This is a genomic window from Thalassospira lucentensis, assembly GCF_011806425.1.
Classification (GTDB): Bacteria; Pseudomonadota; Alphaproteobacteria; order Rhodospirillales; family Thalassospiraceae; genus Thalassospira; species Thalassospira lucentensis_B.
The window spans coordinates 262446-276553 of sequence record NZ_JAATOV010000002.1; the positions used below are offsets into that span (position 1 = coordinate 262446).

13 protein-coding genes are annotated in these 14108 nt (G+C 54.3%); 8 read left to right on the top strand and 5 right to left on the bottom strand.

What is annotated here, in order from left to right; genetic code table 11:
- Positions 1–250: 250 nt before the first annotated feature.
- Positions 251–1138, top strand: coding sequence for a transporter substrate-binding domain-containing protein (locus HCZ99_RS06805; protein WP_167446203.1), 888 nt, complete (start codon positions 251–253; stop codon positions 1136–1138).
- Between the two features lie 169 nt (positions 1139–1307).
- On the opposite strand, the gene pssA is transcribed toward HCZ99_RS06805, so the two are convergent.
- The 4 genes from pssA to HCZ99_RS06825 form a co-directional block, all read right to left on the bottom strand.
- Positions 1308–2168 carry a CDP-diacylglycerol--serine O-phosphatidyltransferase gene (gene pssA, locus HCZ99_RS06810; protein WP_167446204.1) on the bottom strand — a complete coding sequence of 287 codons (861 nt, stop codon included), beginning with the start codon at positions 2166–2168 and terminating at the stop codon, positions 1308–1310.
- Positions 2168–2893 (bottom strand): phosphatidylserine decarboxylase, encoded by a 726-nt coding sequence (locus tag HCZ99_RS06815; RefSeq protein ID WP_167446790.1) that lies wholly within the window; start codon positions 2891–2893, stop codon positions 2168–2170. The genes pssA and HCZ99_RS06815 overlap by 1 nt, the downstream gene beginning before the upstream one ends.
- Before the next feature lie 187 nt (positions 2894–3080).
- Entirely contained in the window at positions 3081–4226 is a 1146-nt protein-coding gene (locus HCZ99_RS06820) for an Ig-like domain-containing protein (RefSeq protein WP_167446205.1), read from the bottom strand.
- A gap of 341 nt (positions 4227–4567) precedes the next feature.
- The gene (locus HCZ99_RS06825) at positions 4568–5560 is read right to left on the bottom strand and encodes a hypothetical protein (protein WP_167446206.1); all 993 of its coding nucleotides are present in this window, start codon (positions 5558–5560) and stop codon (positions 4568–4570) included.
- Between the two features lie 435 nt (positions 5561–5995).
- Between HCZ99_RS06825 and HCZ99_RS06830 the strand changes: the two genes are divergently transcribed.
- Positions 5996–6580 (top strand): TIGR00730 family Rossman fold protein, encoded by a 585-nt coding sequence (locus tag HCZ99_RS06830; protein WP_167446207.1) that lies wholly within the window; start codon positions 5996–5998, stop codon positions 6578–6580.
- 88 nt (positions 6581–6668) lie between these two features.
- Here HCZ99_RS06830 and HCZ99_RS06835 read toward each other — a convergent pair whose 3' ends face one another.
- The gene (locus tag HCZ99_RS06835; RefSeq protein ID WP_439654651.1) at positions 6669–7160 is read right to left on the bottom strand and encodes an Rrf2 family transcriptional regulator; all 492 of its coding nucleotides are present in this window, start codon (positions 7158–7160) and stop codon (positions 6669–6671) included.
- Positions 7161–7278: 118 nt separating this feature from the next.
- Between HCZ99_RS06835 and HCZ99_RS06840 the strand changes: the two genes are divergently transcribed.
- From HCZ99_RS06840 to HCZ99_RS06865, 6 genes are all read left to right on the top strand, one after another.
- Positions 7279–8241: an NAD(P)/FAD-dependent oxidoreductase gene (locus tag HCZ99_RS06840; RefSeq protein WP_167446208.1), complete on the top strand. Its 963-nt coding sequence runs from the start codon at positions 7279–7281 to the stop codon at positions 8239–8241.
- A 283-nt stretch (positions 8242–8524) separates the two neighbouring features.
- Positions 8525–9310: a DeoR/GlpR family DNA-binding transcription regulator gene (locus HCZ99_RS06845; RefSeq protein WP_167446209.1), complete on the top strand. Its 786-nt coding sequence runs from the start codon at positions 8525–8527 to the stop codon at positions 9308–9310.
- Positions 9307–10473 (top strand): ABC transporter ATP-binding protein, encoded by a 1167-nt coding sequence (locus HCZ99_RS06850; protein ID WP_167446210.1) that lies wholly within the window; start codon positions 9307–9309, stop codon positions 10471–10473. The genes HCZ99_RS06845 and HCZ99_RS06850 overlap by 4 nt, the downstream gene beginning before the upstream one ends.
- Before the next feature lie 16 nt (positions 10474–10489).
- Entirely contained in the window at positions 10490–11755 is a 1266-nt protein-coding gene (locus HCZ99_RS06855; protein ID WP_167446211.1) for an ABC transporter substrate-binding protein, read from the top strand.
- 131 nt (positions 11756–11886) lie between these two features.
- Positions 11887–12780, top strand: a complete 894-nt coding sequence (locus HCZ99_RS06860; protein ID WP_167446212.1) for a carbohydrate ABC transporter permease — start codon at positions 11887–11889, stop codon at positions 12778–12780.
- Complete coding sequence (locus tag HCZ99_RS06865; RefSeq protein WP_439654652.1) at positions 12777–13625, top strand: carbohydrate ABC transporter permease; 849 nt, start codon at positions 12777–12779, stop codon at positions 13623–13625. Before HCZ99_RS06860 ends, HCZ99_RS06865 begins: the two co-directional genes overlap by 4 nt.
- Positions 13626–14108 lie beyond the last annotated feature (483 nt).

Genomic DNA, 14108 nt, shown 5'->3' on the forward strand with positions numbered 1-14108 from the left:
CCCCCGACCCCGCCGCGCGGCAGGAGCCATTCACTTTAACGGTGGCGGCTCCTGATCAGCCCCCAAGCACCCCCGCTTGGGGGCTGGTTGACTCTTACGACCTAGGTCTAACATCGAAAAATTTACATTTTACCGACAGATGAGTCCCTTTACAGTTGTGACCGGCTTGCATACATATGTTGGAACAGTCCGATTTATTCTTGCTACCAAAAAAAATAAGAAGAAGAAGGCAATGTTGTTGGAAAATCGAATGGAAACAGCACGTAAACGGTTGCTGCTGTGCGCTGCATTTGTCGGCGTCTTTGTGATGTCTGCTGTCATCAAACCTTTGAGCGTCTCGGCAAAGGATGTTTTGACATGGACAGTGCCCCCGTTTGCGCCTGCATTTGTGACCAATCGCCCGGTGTTGTCTGGCTATGCGGCGGATATCCAAAACTGGTTTGCGCAACAAATGCCAGACTATGATCACGAGATCCTGAACGTCCCGCTCGCGCGCCTTCTTGCGGAAATGCGCAATACGTCGGGTGGCATTCGATGTAGCAGCACGCTGATCCCGACCCCGGATCGCCGGGAATATATTGCCTTTGCCAAAACCGTTCTTTTGCACCTGCCGATTTCGGTTGTGATCCGCAAGGATGATTTTGATCGCTTTAAACCGTTCATCAACGAGGACGGTCATTTGCTGTTGTGGCAGTTGCTGTCTGATGGCGATATGAAAACGGCGGTGCGGACTGAACGGGCCTATGGCGGTTTGGTTGACAGCCATCTGTCGCGCTATCGCAAAACCGATCATGTGATGGAAGTCGCCGACGACACCAAGCTTCTGATGCTGTTGGCGCGAAAACGCATTGACTGGACCCTGTATTTCCCGTCGGAAGCAGAATATTACCGCCTGCAATTCACGCCCGAGCAACGGGTGATGACATTGCCGATTGAAGGCAACAGCAAAATCCTGCGCGCGACAATCGGATGCAGTAACACGCCCGAAGGACGCGCGGTGATCGCCAAGATCAATACGATTATTGATGACAACCCCACCATGCCCTGGACCGACTTTTACGAAAACTGGCTTAATCCGCAAGACCGCGCCTGGTTCGCCGAAGCGCGCAAGGATTTCATTGGGGCAGGTATTTACTAAGTAAGCTGAGCTGCCGTGCTGGTGTTGAATAGCGAACAGCTCAGCGACTGGATAACAGCCAGCGATGTTCCGCCCGCTGTCCTGCCCATCCCCCCCCCCAGCATTCTGGCCATTAGGCACAAAAAAGCCGGCACAAATGCCGGCTTTTTTAGATCGGTAAAATCAGAGATCAGTTCTGATGAACGCGGTTCAAACCTTCGTTGGGGTCTTCGTCCGATTCCCCGTCATCATCTTCTTCGTCTGCCTTATCCAATTCGTTCTGATTTTCAACACCCATGCGCCGGTAAGACCGGTAAGACAGCGGCATACTGATCAAATAAACAGCGGCAATCGCCGACAGGGTCAGCCAAGGGGAGGAAACCAGAAACGCAACCGACGCGCCAAAGGCCAGCATCAAGGGCAGAACCCATGCGCGCGGAATTTTGACCTTTTTAAACGAATAGGTCGGCAGACGCGACACCATCAGACAGGCAATCAAAACACCATAAGGTGCGACGAAATACGGGCTGTCAAACAGGCCTTCGCCAAACTGCAGGGTCAGAACAATCGGCCACATCGAAAGGGCCGCAGCAGCCGGGGCCGGAACGCCGGTAAAGAAGCGATATGCCCATGTCGGCATTTCCGGTTCGCCCAGCATCTGGGTGTTAAAGCGCGCCAGACGCAAGGACATGCACACCGCAAACAGAAGCGACAACGCCCAACCGATCGGCCCCAATTCATGCAGCGACCAGAAATACAGCATCATGGCCGGTGCCACGCCAAAGCAGACAAAGTCCGACAGACTGTCAAGTTCACCGCCAAAGCGGCTTGATGCATTAAGCATCCGGGCGAGACGGCCATCAAGGCCGTCAATAATCCCGGCAATCAGAATGGCGGCAACCGCGGCTTCCCATCTATCCTGCATCGCAAAGCGGATCGATGTCAGGCCCGTGCACATCCCCATCAGGGTAGCAACATTGGGCACAAGGCGCGTCAAGGAAAGGGCCTTGAAACGACGCGGACGGTTAATGGGTCGGATGCCGCCTGCCATTATCGGATCTCCCCGATTGCGGCTTGTTTATCGGTTGCCGAAACATCCGCAAGGACGGTTTCACCAGCAATCGTGGTCTGGCCGACAATCACGTTCGGCGACACACCTTCGGGCAGATACACATCAACGCGCGACCCAAAGCGGATCAGACCAAAACGTTCGCCAGCTTTAAGCTGTGACCCAGTTCCGACGTCACACAGGATACGACGCGCAACAAGACCGGCAATCTGAACAACACCAAACTCGCGGCCTTCCTTGTCACGGACAAGCAGGATCTGACGTTCGTTATTGTCGGACGCCTTATCAAGTTCGGCATTGACGAATTTGCCCGGGACATAAGCCTCGCCAATGATTTCGCCGTTGACCGGGCAGCGGTTCACGTGAACGTTAAACACGTTCATGAAGATCGAAACACGCGTGCGCGGGGTTTTGTCTTCGAGTTCAAGTTCCTTGGGCAAAGGCGCCTGCGAAATCATGCAAACACGGCCATCTGCCGGGGAAATGACAAGGTTTTCGTCGGTCGGGGTAATACGGTCCGGGTCGCGGAAGAAGTACGCGCACCACAGCGTCAGGATCACACCGATCCAGCCAAGCGGTTCGGCGATCAAAAACAAGATCACAGTGATCGCCGCGAAAATCGCAACGAATTTCCAGCCTTCTGGATTAATCGGCACAAGAACGGATTTCAAAGTCTTAATTCCCTGGTTGCCATGGGGTGGGCACATCAAATTGGTACAATTGGTACCACGAAGGCGCGTTCTTAGCATCTGGTAACGATACAGGGCAACGCACCCCGAACAAAACGGTTCTTCTTTTTTCAAAAGAACGGTCAAAAACACACTTAACATGTGTCAGGGCCAGGCCCAAGAATATCCTTGGTCCTGGCCCTGAGATCTTCATGAAGAAAAGCTGTTACTCAGCCGCTTCTTCTGTGGTCGGCAAGGCAAAGATTTGCCCCGGATAAATCAGGTCAGGATCGCGGATTTGCTTGCGATTCTGCGCATAGATGATCCAGTATTTCAGACCTTCGCCATAGGTGCTGCGCGCAATCCGCCACAGGCTGTTGCCCGGCTGAACCACATAGCGCGTCCCCGGTTCAAGAAGGTCATCAGGATGGGCACGTTCAAACGGCATTTCAATCCGTGCTGTTACCTTGCCAGATGGATCCACCTGATCGGCGCGCAGCGTGTAATTGCCCGGCTCAATCGGTTCACCAATCGTCAGCGCCCACGTGCCGTCTTCGTCGGCTGGCGCACTGCCAACCGGTTTATTATCCAAATAGATGCGCACCAGATGGTCTTTGTCGGCTTTGCCCGACATCGCAACACGGCCATCGGAATCGTAGTCAACAACACCAATCGTCAGACGCGGTAGTTTTGCGCCATCTTCGCCAGCTTCCTGTTCGGCTGCTTTGGCCATTTCATCGGCCAGCGCTTTTGGTCCCTGCATCACCGTGGTGGCCCCACCGGATTCGGGCACACGAAGGGCAATGATCGGCTGTTCTGTGCCGTCTTCGGCTTTCTCGGCATCCGATGCCGCACCGTCAGAACCCGCAGCATCACTTGACGCGGCCGCGGTATCTTCTTTGGGGGCTTCTTCGGGGATCAGGACAACGATTTTATCGTCGGCTTTGCTAACCTCGCCGGTTTCATCTTCTGCTTCGAGCGAGAGTTCACGGTCGCCACTATCAAGCGGCTTACCCGGCAAGACAACCCATTCACCGCGTTCATCCGCCGTTGCTTCGCCAATGACTTCGTCACCTTCGCGGATGCGGACTTTGCTGTTGGGTTCGGCACGCCCGGCAATCACGGCATTCCCGTCGGGGCCAATGCGCACAACATCAAAACTTGGATTTTTGATTTCAGGCGCAGCAGGCTGTCCGTTCGACGGTGTGTCGGTCGCGGGTGTTGGTGCGTCGGTTGTTGAAACCGTTGGCGGCACTTGCGGCGCGGTCGTTGTCAGATCTTCATCCGCTGTTTGCGTCAACATATAGTTTGCCACAATCGCAGCGACGATCAGTACAACGCCGATAATGACGAGGATATAGGGTCGCTTCACCGGAAATATCCTTGAACCATGGTTGTTTTATCTACTGACGCGACCAACGCATTGAATTTGCTTGTCATATTCCCCCCAAACAACCGCACTGGCCACGTGAATTAGAGACTTGTACTACTTTAAGCCGTCGGTTTCCATAGCGTAACGAAGATACGTTAACCTGCAACCGTTAGGTAAAGATGAATGAAATCAGCCGCTTTGCGAAACGCCAGCCGCACAGCGCCTTAGCGCATCGGCGAAGACGACGTTTTGCGCGCTACCAGTTACGCCCCAATAAGCCGCCCCAGATGCATCACCGCCCTACATTTGCTCGGCTTACCCGCATCGGGCCGTTACACGCCTTAGTAGGCGGTCACGCGCATCATCGCCCCCACATAGGCGACCAATGCCGCCATAGCAAGGGGCAGGCCCAGAACACCAATGCGGATAAACGCGCCAAGTACCGCACTTTGCGCCGGGTTATCTTGCGGTAAAATAACGGAAATCCGTGCTGCGGCGGGGCCAGCAGAAACCACCAGCAACAACACCGCCACTGCAAAGCAAGACGCCGGTATGACAATCATCACACCCGTCGCGCTGGCCATCAGGGCACAGACCACCGCAAGCCAGACCGTCGCGCGATATTGCGGGGCGGCCTTTTCCGATACCAAGGCGACAAACAGGGCGACGGTTAAGGCCGCCTGAAACACAACAAATGTCTGCAAGCCAAACTGATCGGCAATAATGCCAAGCCCGAGTGACAAGGTCATCAACACCGCAACTGGTCCGGGCATGGCAAAACCGGCAATTTCGTCTTGGCCCAATGAGGGTGATGCCTTGGTCGATTTCGCGGTTTTGGTGGATTTGGTCGCACGGCCCTTGGTTTTTTTGCCCTTGGGTTCGTCGTCAATATCGTCTTGGGAAAAGTCGGGTCGGGTCACAAGCAAGAAGCAGCCACCCACCGAAAGGTAGGCCAGCCACGCGACAACCTTGATCGAGGTTGGGTGATAGGCCAGACCATTAATTGGCGCAGCCAGCACCAGCCACGCGCCCAGCAGCAGCAACAGACCGGCAACCGCAAGACAAATGCGTTCGGAAATCTTGGAAAAATCGAGAACCGCGCCGAAAACCCCGCCCAGAACCAGCATCAAAAGTGCCGCGCCAATGCCCCCACGCGCGGTATCGGGCAAGCCAATGGCGGCGGGCACGGCAACAGCAACGGCGGGAATAACAGCACCCAGCACAATGCGCCGCGCAACGGCACGGTCCAGCCCCAGCCACAAGGCCAACATCAATACGGCGGCAATGACGGCTGATACCAAAATGGCCAGCCAGAAAGGATTGTCGACAAACACGTTGGGCGGTCCTGCCTTCTTTTTGGTTTATGGTGCGGCGGCCCATATGGCGCGCACAAATATCCTGCGTATGGTTCCTAGCCTTCCCACAATCAGGTTCAGAACTTGTTAACCATCGCGCGAAACTTTGCGGAATAATCGGGTGACACCGACAAAATCGCGATCAAAGCCAAGATTACCGTTGGGCCAAATCACAATCAGACGGCTTCAGATTTCTTATCTGGCAGGGAAAAGCAACCAAATTGCGGCACCTATTTTGTTTTAATATGCCGTGGTGCAGAAAATCTTGACCTGGCCTGACGGTGATCGGCTATGGTAGCCCAAGATCACGCAAGCAATTTGATGTTTGCAGTTCCCGCCTAGTACGGGGCAATGCATGGGATATTTCCGTGCCGTCCCGATACCTGCGAAACAAGAAACATAAGGCAGGTCGCCATGACAAATGTAAAATCAATCTGTGTCTTTTGCGGTGCGTCGGATGGTAAAGATCCGCGCCACATGGAAAACGCCATTGCCTTTGGCAAGATGATGGCCGAACGCGGCATCACGCTGGTGTATGGCGGCGGGCGCATTGGCCTGATGGGCGCTGTTGCCGACGGCGTTATGAAAAATGGTGGCAACGTTGTCGGGATCATCCCGCAACATCTTGATGACATCGAAGTTGGTCATACCGGGCTTTCGGAACTGATCATTTGCAAATCCATGCATGAACGCAAAGTCGAAATGTTCAAACGATCTGACGCATTTGTTACCCTGGCTGGCGGCCTTGGCAGCCTTGACGAAGCGTTTGAGGCGATGACCCTGCGCCAGCTTGGCATCCATGACACACCGATGGTGTTTTTCAATGCGCTTGGCTATTGGGATAAGTGCTTTGAAATGATTGATGGCATCATCGATGAGGGTTTTGCGCGGCCAAGCCACAAGAACCTTTATACTGTCGCCAATACGCTCGACGAAATCTTTGAACAGCTTGCCGCCGAGCCCGCGCCGAGATTCGATCCGCGCGAAAAGCTGTTTTAAGATCTTAGGTCTAAGACCAACCCCACCCATCGCCCTGTCAGTTTCAACTGGCAGGGCTTTTTGTTGTTTCTAGACCAACGGCAAAGCCTTAGGTCAGTTCACAGTTCGGTTCGGCGGTAATTTGGGCCATGCGTTGATCAAAGTCATCGGCCAGATCGGCCAATGTGACAGCGGCAAATTTTCCGATCAAAAGGTTCTCGGCGGCTTCAAAGGCACTGCCAAGTGCGGAATTAACCGCCTGCTCGACCAGACATTCCGGGTGATCGATGGCAACGCCCACGGCAAAAAAGCCGGGATTGCCAAGGGCGCGATGGATATCAAGCATGGTGATTTCCGATAACGGTCGGGTCAGCACCCAGCCGCCGCCATGCCCCTTTTCCGAATGAACATATCCGTCATCGCGAAGGCCCGCCATGGTGCGACGCACGACCACCGGATTGGTGCCCAGCATCTGCGCAATCTGATCAGATGTCGCCGCACCTTCTATCCGGTCCATGTGAATAAGAACGTGCAACATGCGTGAAAGTCGGCTGTCACGGCGCATTTCAAGCTTCCTCGTACCGGTGTGATCTATCGCCATAGGTAGCATCTGGCACATCTCGCAACAACAAAAGTTTCGAAATCCTTTGACGGCGCCATATCACGATACTTATAAAGTTACATGAAATCGAAACACATTTGCCAAGAAGGAATTTGAAATGTCCCAGAACGCTTCTGTTGGCGCCGGAAACAGCGCCCGCGCAAAACCACGATATGATGTTGCGATCATTGGTGCCGGATTTGCCGGATTGTCCGCCGCATTGCAGCTTGCCCGGGCGCGTCGCACCATTTGCGTCATTGATGGCGGCGAACCACGCAACCGGTTTGCCACCACGTCGCACGGTTTTCTCGGTCATGATGGCAAAACGCCGAGCGAAATCCGCACGACCGCGATTGATCAGCTATGTCGTTATGACACCGTCGACTTTCGCGAAACGATGGTCACCAAGGCCGCAGCATGCAAGGTGCCTGACGCACCCGACCGGTTATTTGACATAACACTGGCCGATGGCAGTCTGATCGAAACGCACCGCATCATTCTGGCAACCGGTGTGCGCGATACCCTGCCCGACATTCCCGGACTTACCGAACGCTGGGGCAAAACCGTTTTGCATTGCCCGTATTGTCATGGGTATGAAGTCCGCGATACGGAGATCGGGGTCATCGCAACGATGCCGCAATCAAGTCATCAGGCCATGTTGCTGCCCGATTGGGGACCAACCACCTATTTCACCCAGTCTGGCCCGACCCCGGACCAAGATACATTGATGACCCTGCGTGATAGCGGGATTACCATCGAAACCAGCCCGATTGTCGAAATTCTCGGCACCGCACCGGCGATAGCGGGCGTTAAGCTTGCCGATGGTCGGATCTTGGCGATCCGGGCGTTGTTTGTTGGTCCGACCGTTTCAATGCCAAACCCGATTGCGGAAATGTTGGGCTGTCAGTTTGAAACAGGCCCACAAGGGCCGTTTATTGAGGTCGATGCCAGCAAGGAAACCAACGTGCCCGGCGTTTTCGCCGCCGGGGATGCCGCCGCCGCAGGTCATAATGCCACCCTTGCATCCGCAGCGGGGGTTATGGCCGGGGTTGCTGTGCATCAGTCGCTGGTTTTCAAATAATCCCCCACAAAAAGCGGATGTTGAGATTGCCCGCGAAGTGACACCAAAACCGTTCGTCCCCTGCACCGCCCATGATCTGTGGGCGGTGCATTTGTAACAAAGCGGCTTAACAGGGGATGTTCATATGCGCACCCCGGCTGCGGGATAACCGCTAATCCCTTGAATTACATTGCATTCACCCCTTGAGATAACATTCACACGAATGTCACTTACCTGAAACCGTAGTGACAACGAAGCCACGTATGATCGTTTTCATGTTCAAAACAACAAATTGAACGATCAAATGAATATATCAACGCGACAGCGTGACATTATCGACATTCTACGCCGCGATGGGTTTGCGTCCATTGATGCGCTGGCGGATCATTTTGAAGTGACCCCGCAAACCGTGCGCCGGGATGTGAATACCTTAAGCGACGGCAACCTTGTGCGTCGGCGTCATGGCGGGGTGGAATATGCCGGGGAACCGGGCATGAATCTGTCTTATGACAGCCGTCAGGTGACCAATCTTGCTGCCAAGCACGCCATATCACTGCATGTTGCCAACCTGATCCCGGATGGGGCGTCGATCCTGATTGGGATTGGCAGCACGTTGGAACTGGTTGCGTTGAACCTTGTCGATCATCGCAATCTGACGGTGATTACCAACAATATGAATGCCGCCATGGCGCTGGGCAACAATACCGGCAACCGGATTGTCGTGCCCGGCGGCACGCTGCGCCTGCCTGACCGTGACATCATCAGCCCCGAAGCCGAAACCATGTTTCACAATTACAAGGTCGATTACGGCCTGTTTGGCGTCGGCGGGGTCGAACCCGATGGCACCTTAACCGATTTTGACCACCGCGAAGTATCGCTGCGTCAAGCGATAGCGGGCAATTGCCGCAATTCCATTCTGGTTGCCGACCAAACCAAATTTGGCCGCCCGGCCCCCGCCAAAGGCGGCCATATCACCGACCCGGACCTTGTGATTGTCGACAGCATTCCCGGCGGCGTTTTCGCCCCGCTGTTTGATCGCCAAGACGTTCGTGCGCGCCTTCAACTTGCAAAAAGCGAAGTTTCGAAATGACTGCCCAAACACCGTTCATCGAGATCAATTCCGTATCGCGCATTTTTAATGGCGGGAACGGGGTGCATGATCTTTCCATTGATATCCCGCGCGGCAGTTTCGTCGTTCTGCTCGGCCCGTCGGGCTGTGGCAAATCAACCACGCTTCGCCTGATTGCCGGTCTTGAAATTGCTGATCAAGGCAGCATCAAAATTGACGGCAAGGACGTCACCAACACCCCGCCATCCAAGCGCGGATTGTCGATGGTGTTTCAATCCTATGCCCTTTTCCCGCATCTAAGCGTTGCCGAAAACATCATTTTTGGCCTGAAAGTGCGCAAAACCACCAAGGGCGAGATTAAAACCCGCCTGGCCGAAGCGCTTAAAGTCACAGGGCTTGAAGGATGCGAAGATCGCAAACCCGCCGAACTTTCCGGTGGGCAGCGCCAGCGTGTTGCCCTTGCCCGCGCAATTGTCGCGGGGCATCCGCTGTGTTTGATGGATGAGCCGTTATCAAACCTTGATGCCAAGCTGCGCCATTCGGTGCGCAAAGACATCCGCGACCTTCAGCAGCGTCTGGGCATTACGGTGGTTTATGTCACCCATGATCAAACCGAAGCCATGAGCATGGCCGACATTGTCATTCTGATGAAGGATGGCCGGATTGAACAAGCAGGCAACCCGGGAGACCTTTATTTGCAGCCCGCCACCGCCTTTGCCGCCGGATTTGTCGGAAGCCCGCCCATGGGTCTTTTGCCCGCCGACGCCCTGCCAACTGACGTCATTCCCAACGGCCTTGCGGCCAAGGACCTTATTTTTGGCATCCGTCCCGAAGACCTGATCCTGACCACAGAGCAAACGGGCGATATGGCAGGCATTCCAGCCACCGTCACGGGCAGCGAATTTTTGGGGGCGGAAACATTTGTTTATGTCGCGATCCCCGGAACGGATGGGGCCACCGCCCGCCTGCCCGGTCGCGTTCATCTTTCGCCGGGGACGGAAGTCTCGCTCCGGTGGGCTGGTGCTGCGGCCCATTGGTTTGACCGCGAAACCGGTCGTCGTCACGCGACGGCGGCGACCAGCACAGCAGCCAACGCACCATCACAGACCACAGAATTTCAAACCTCAGAACTTCAAACCACAGCCTCTTTACCTTCTTCACCTTCGTCACTTTTGACACTCTAACAGGGAATTTATCTCCATGCGTAACATCGTAACCCGTGCGGCCTTTGCCGCCGGACTGATGGCCGCGGCCGCGACACCAGCCTTTGCTGCGACCGAGCTGACCATGTATTACCCGATCGCTGTTGGCGGCCCGCTGACCGATGTGATTGATGGCATGATTGATGGTTTTGAATCCGAACACCCGGATGTCAAAGTCAACGCCATCTATGCCGGGAACTATGACGATACGCGTCTGCGTGCCGTGTCGGCGATCAAAAGCGGCGAGCCAGCACAGCTTTCAGTGATGTTTTCGATCGATGTTTATGACCTGATCGAACAGGACCTGATTGTACCGTTTGATGATGTTGTCAAAACCGACGAAGACAAAGAATGGCTGAACGGCTTTTACCCAGCCTTGATGGCCAATGGTGAAGTCGATGGCAAAACCTGGGGCATCCCGTTCCAGCGTTCGACCATTGTCATGTACTACAACAAGGACATGTTCAAGGCTGCTGGTCTTGATCCGGAAAACCCGCCGCAAACGTGGGAAGAACTGGTTGCCGATGGCAAGGCCCTTGCCAAAGACGGCAAATGGGGCCTGATGGTGCCATCAACCGGTTATCCGTATTGGATGTTCCAGTGCTTTGCCATTCAGAACGGCAAAGAGTTGATGAGCAAAGACGGCACCCAGACCTATTTCAATGATCCGGCCGTTGTAGAGGCGCTTGAATTCTGGCGCGGTCTTGCGGTGGATGAAAAAATCATGCCCGAAGGCACGATTGAATGGGGCACCCTGCGTCAGGCCTTTGTTCAGGGTCAGACCGCGATGATGTGGCATTCCACCGGCAACCTGTCGGCTGTGAAACGCGAAGCCAAATTTGATTTCGGCGTTGCGATGTTGCCAAAACACAAAAAGCCGGGCTCTCCGACCGGTGGCGGTAACTTCTATATGTTCAAAGACTCAACCGATGCCCAAAAAGAAGCATCGCTTGAACTGATCAAATACATGACCGCCCCAGAACGTGCAGCAGAATGGTCAATGGCAACCGGTTATGTCGGGGTAACCCCCGCGGCATATGAAACCGATGCGCTTAAAGCCTATGCCGCTGATTTCCCGCAGGCACTTGTGGCGCGTGATCAGCTTGAAGTCGCGATCCCGGAATTCTCCACCTATGACACCGCGCGTGTGCGTGATGGCCTGAACAACGCCATTCAGGCGGCTTTGACCGGTGAGAAAACACCAAAAGAAGCCCTTGATGGTGCGCAGGAAGACGCAAACCGTCTTCTGAAGGCCTTCCAATAAGCGGGCCGGTAATTTGGCTGGCATTTGATGTGCCAACAGATCTGCACGTCGAAGCGGGTGCCCAATGCCCGCTTCGGCACTTTTATCTTTTTTGATTTGTTTTGTGATTTTGACTTCAGGACGCGCCGAGCATGAACGAAATGGCCCAACTTAAAAAACGCAGGCTGGCCCTTTATGGCTGGATGCTGGCGGCCCCTGCCCTGGCTTTGATGAGCTTGTTTGCCTTTTACCCGGCCGTGGCGACATTTTGGCACAGTCTGTTTACCCGTGGGACAACGCGCCGACCGTCGGTTTTTGCCGGGTTTGAAAATTATGGCGATCTGTTTTCTGATCCGACCTTTGCCACGGTTGCGATCAATAATCTGATCTATGCCGGGGTCACGATTCCGGTTTCTATTTTCTTTGCGCTTGCCATGGCGCTTTGGGCCAATGCGCATATTCCCGCACGCAGTTTCGTGCGCAGTGCCTATTTCACGCCGACCATTTTACCGATGATTGCCGCGGCCAATTTATGGCTGTTTTTCTATACGCCCGACCTTGGCGTGATTGACCAAATCACCGGATTTTTCGGCGCAGAACCGACCAACTGGCTGGGCCAGCCGCAAACGGCACTGGCATCCATCATTGTCGTGACGATCTGGAAAGAGTCCGGGTTTTTCATGATTTTCTATCTGGCTGCCCTTCAGACCATTCCGCCAGATTTGCGTGAAGCCGCCCGGATTGAAGGGGCGGGTCGTTGGACCTATACGCGGCGGGTTTTGCTGCCGCTTTTGATGCCGACCACGATCTTTGTGTTTGTGAATGCGATGATCAATTCGGTCAAACTGATCGACCATTTGTTCATCCTGACCAAGGGCGGCCCCAATAACGCATCCAAGCTGATCCTGTATTGGATTTGGGAAATGGCGTTTTCGTATTTCGATACCCCGCATGCCGCGGCCATGACCATGCTTGTTTTGCTGACCCTTGGCATTGTTGCCGTCATTCAGTTCCGACTGGTTGAAAAACGGACCCATTACCGATGAATACGCTTGTTTCTTCCATGCCCAACAAACGCCGCCTGCCCGACCTTGATAAGGTTTTTGATGCCATCGGGGCATGGGTTTTGGCACTTGTCTGGATTTCACCATTGCTGTTTGCCACATGGGCCGCGTTGCAGCCATCGGGCACGGCGCTTGGACTGGATTTTTCAACGCCATTAACGTTTGAAAACTTCGTCTATGTTTGGAATGCGGTGCCGTGGCTTGGCTATTTTGCCAATACGGTGATTTTGGTCACACTTATTCTGGCCGGGCAGCTTGTTTTGTGTACCTTGGCGGGGTTTGCCTTTGCCCGGTTTGAATTTAAGGGCCGCGACACGGTTTTCATTCTTGTTTTGCTGCAGCTTTTCATCCTGCCCGAAGTGCTGATTGTTGAAAACTACGCGATCATTTCAAAGCTTGGCCTGTTTGATACCGCCCTTGGCATCGGGCTTCCGTATATGGCCAGTGCGTTTGGTATCTTCCTTTTGCGCCAAGCGTTTAAATCCGTGCCGCTTGAGCTGGAAGAAGCCGCGCGGATTGAAGGATGCAGTTGGATGGGGGTTTTGTGGAAGGTTTATGTACCTGCCGCCAAACCGGTTTATCTGGCCTATGCGCTGGTGTCCATTGCCACCCACTGGAATAACTTCCTGTGGCCGCTAATTGTGACCAACTCGCCCGACACCCGTCCGTTAACGGTGGGATTATCACTGTTTGGCGCACCTGAAACCGGGGTGGATATTTCCGTGATCAGTGCGGCCACCTTGATGACGATCTTACCGCTTTTGGTGGCGTTTCTGATTTTCCAACGCCAGTTTATTCAGGCGTTCCTGCGCGCAGGCATTCGGTAACCACGCGCATCGCATTCCGCCCCAAACCCAACACCGCGCACAGGACATTAACACCCTTGCGCGGTGTTTCTTTGGGTACAAAGACACCGGACATCCCATGCCCGCCGCGATGCAAGCCTTAATACATAAAAACGTGTGTTCTCGATCTCTTTTCAATTTTTGGTAACCGCGCTAGGTCTTGGGCGTCGTAGCAAGACGAATGCAAAAAGTCCCCATCTGCGTAAGTGCATTTGCCAGATTCCGATGTTGCGAGGCGGGTCTGGCGCCCCCTGTTTGGGGGTGTCTTGATTAAAGAAAACAGGTCACAGGTTTTCATACCCCATGAAAACCAAGCGCCAATCATTTGCCCCCCAGATTGAATGATTGTCCGCATGTGCCCTGAAGTCCTTCCGAAATCTCCCTAGGTCGGAAGGCCGAGACGCCCGGGCTTCCCCGGGCGTTTCTTTTTTATCCCGAGATCAAAATAGAAAAAAGCCGGCCCCC